2 protein-coding genes and 1 pseudogene are annotated in these 3,381 nt (G+C 63.4%); all 3 read left to right on the forward strand.

Features of this window, described 5'->3' with window-relative positions; genetic code table 11:
- Positions 1-638 precede the first annotated feature (638 nt).
- A protein-coding gene (locus tag B9C99_RS25400; RefSeq protein WP_088899792.1) for an IS3 family transposase occupies positions 639-1,804 on the forward strand; the annotation gives its coding sequence in 2 pieces (ribosomal slippage) (positions 639-911 and positions 914-1,804; 1,164 coding nt in all).
- Between the two features lie 652 nt (positions 1,805-2,456).
- Positions 2,457-2,684 (forward strand): annotated as a pseudogene (locus tag B9C99_RS25410) (transposase); the annotation flags it as partial.
- A 320-nt stretch (positions 2,685-3,004) separates the two neighbouring features.
- Positions 3,005-3,316 carry a transposase gene (locus B9C99_RS26405; protein WP_088899791.1) on the forward strand — a complete coding sequence of 104 codons (312 nt, stop codon included), beginning with the start codon at positions 3,005-3,007 and terminating at the stop codon, positions 3,314-3,316.
- The last annotated feature ends 65 nt before the right edge of the window (positions 3,317-3,381 follow it).

Raw genomic sequence — 3,381 nt, forward strand, 5'->3', positions numbered from 1 at the left:
GCTCTCCCCGGCGCTCCGCGCCGGGGACCGGGCGGGTCGCTGCGCTCCCCGCTCAGGAGCCGCTGCGCGGCTCGGCGGCAGTCCAGTGCACGTTGCCGTCGCCCGCGTCGCTGCGCTCCGCTCGACAGCGAGATTTCATGTGAACAAACGTTTTTCATCGTCACCTCACATGCCACACCGGAGAGCATCGACAGACCGGGACGCGCTACGCGCGCCGCACACACCACTGCCGCGCTGCTGACTCCCCGTCCCGACATCATGCTCCCATCATACCCCACACCTCAGAACAGCACCAGACGAACAGAAACACTCCCAATCACCAATTCCGTTACACACCAAGAATATAACCCGATATCACAGAACAGTCATGCGCATTACAACAGTGAAACCTTGCACACCAACATGATTCACAACAAGTATTGAGCCACAACACATTTCAAAAACAGGCCGAAAACAGCACCCCACACACCCCCCACCGCCGGCCCCACACCGGGACATGCCATCACCCCAGCTCACAACACACAACAACCCCCACACCCACCACCAGTCACACACGCCGAGGGACGCACGGGACTGCTGCACGGATAGGTGACATCTGAACTGTGGTGCCGTGAGGCACTGCTGGAAGGATGGACCCCGTGCCCAAGCCCTATCCGAAAGAGTTCCGCGACGACGTCGTCCGTGTGGCCCGCAACCGCGAACCGGGCCAGCACCTGCGGCAGATCGCCGCGGACTTCGGCATCAGCGAATCGTGCCTGACCAACTGGATGCGCGCCGCCGACGTCGAGGACGGCATCACACCCGGCACCACTGCCGGTGAAAGCGCCGAGCTGCGGGAAGCACGTAAACGCATCCGGCTGCTCGAGCAGGAGAACGAGGTGCTCCGCCGGGCTGCCGCGTATCTGTCGCAGGCGAATCTTCCGGGAAAAGGCTCTACCCGCTCGTGAAACAGCTCGCCGCGGACGGGATCCCCGTCGCGGTGTCGTGCCGGGTCCTCGAGCTCGCCCGCCAGCCCTACTACCGATGGCTCGCCGACCCGGTCACCGACGCCGAACTCGAGGAAGCGTATCGGGCGAATGCCCTGTTCGACGCCCATCGCGAGGACCCGGAGTTCGGCTACCGATTCCTCGCCGACGAGGCCCGCGATGCCGGTGAGCGGATGTCGGACCGCACGGCCTGGCGGATCTGCTCCGAGAACCGGTGGTGGAGTTCCTTCGGCAAGAAACGTGGCTCGAAGAGCGGCCGTTCCGGGCCACCGGTGCACGACGATCTCGTCGGCCGCATTTTCACCGCGGAGGCTCCGAACCGGTTGTGGCTCACCGATATCACGGAGCATCGCACCGAGGAGGGCAAGCTCTACTTGTGTGCGGTCAAGGACGTCTACTCGAACCGGATCGTCGGCTACTCGATCAGTGATCGGATGAAGTCCCGGCTTGCCGTCGCCGCCCTCGAATCCGCAGTAGCACGGCGGGACTCGGTCGCCGGGTGTGTGGTCCACTCCGATCGTGGGTCGCAATTTCGTAGCCGGAAATTCGTCCGAGCCCTCGCCCGCCACGATCTGGTCGGATCGATGGGCCGGGTCGGTGCGGCCGGCGACAACGCCGCGATGGAGTCCTTCTTCGCGCTCCTACAGAAAAATATCCTCGACCGGCAGCGTTGGGCCACACGCGAGCAGCTACGCATTGCGATCGTGACCTGGATCGAGCGGACCTATCACCGCCGGCGACGTCAGCTCAGGCTCGGCAGATTGACGCCTGTCGAGTTCGAGACGATCATGACCACACCAGCCGCACAGGCTGCGTGACCGAAACTGTCACCCGATCGTGCAGCAGTCCCAAGCACCCTTGGGAAGGGGTGTACTTACGAATGTAGTGAGAAGGTGCGACCAGCTCGCCCAAGTGGTGCGGCGACACCCATTGTGTGCGCTTCCACAGAGGACCTGGTCGGTTAACCGGCCAGGCCGCCCGTCGGTATAATCTCTGAACTCGCCGCCTACAACCTCAGCGCACTCGACGCGCACTGTCGGTCGGCGTCCGAACTGCCTCGGTCCGAACCATCTTGAATCCCGCTGTCCTACGGAAAAGGGCAACCGTGGACCGTACGGGCCATCACCCGCCGACTGATCGCACGGTGCACATGATGATGCGGCTCAGCGAAGTCTCGTGGCTTCCTACCGACACTTCCAAACGCTCCCACCTGGAGTAGTGAACAGACACAGCCTGTGGAGGTGCAGTACTACCGACATCGGCTACGTATCGCCATCAGCAGTCGGCAGCCCACGAGCACGCTCAAAGCCGGTGCCATGACCGTCGTGACCTCATCACGACCGTGGTTGGCTCGAGGAAGCCGCCCGTCACCACTGCGTCACCGACGCCCTGACGGACCACCTCCATCGCCTCGACCGCTGACTCGAGTCGACCATTAGGGGTTGATCCGGCCCCGAGGGCCGGATAAAGGAGCGGTTGAACAAGGAGATCCGGCGGCGCACCGATGTCGTCGGGATCTTTCCGGATCGGACGGCGTTGATCCGACTGGTCCATGCGGTGCTGGCCGAGCAGCACGACGAGTGGATCAAAGGACGTCGCTATCTCGGCCTCGACGTCCTTGCCCGATCCCGCGGCAACCAGTCTGCTGAGACCGTCACCGAGCCTGCCGAGACGGTGACACCCGCGTTGACCGCCTGATCCGACGATGAGGAATCACGTGGCAAGGTCACACACCACCTGCCGGGGCTTGACCGCGGACGATGCGGCTGTGCCGTTCGGCGAGGGTGCCGATCGCAGAGTGGCCTTCCTTGTCGATGATGAGATCGCCTCCCTTACGTTGTAGCGGTAGGCGGTATCGAGGTCCGGACGTAGGGTCTTGATCGCCTCCTTGGGACAGCGGGCATGGCTGAGTCTCCCTGCCGCAGCGACGGCTCACTGGGAATGGCACCCGCTGTCCTTCTGCCAGCTCAACCACTCATTGAGACTCGCGCACCGATTGGCGGGTAGGACGTGCCGGCGTGGCTGTCAAGCAAGGAGGCACCACGACAGGGCCGATCGGGAGGGACTTCGCGAGCGAACTCTCGGTAGGCGTCGACGCCGGAAAACGCGCCCACCACTGCGTCGCGATCGCCGCAGCAGGTGCTGTAGTTCTGTCCAAAAGAATCGACAATGACGAAAGTGCCCTCCTCGACCTGATCGGGGCGGTGCTCGTCGCGGCGGACGGCGATGCCGTGGTGTGGGCCACCGACCTGGACACTGCAGCGCGTCCTAGGCCGTGTTTCAAATGTGGTTCCGCCGAGGGATTCACTGCCCCACCTGGCGTGTCATGACAACTGAATGAGCGAGGTCTCCGGTAGAGGGTTAATCGACCAAGACAAACCTGAATACCGGAGAC

The sequence above is a fragment of the Rhodococcus sp. BUPNP1 genome, assembly GCF_002215235.1.
In the GTDB taxonomy this organism is placed as follows: Bacteria; Actinomycetota; Actinomycetes; order Mycobacteriales; family Mycobacteriaceae; genus Rhodococcus.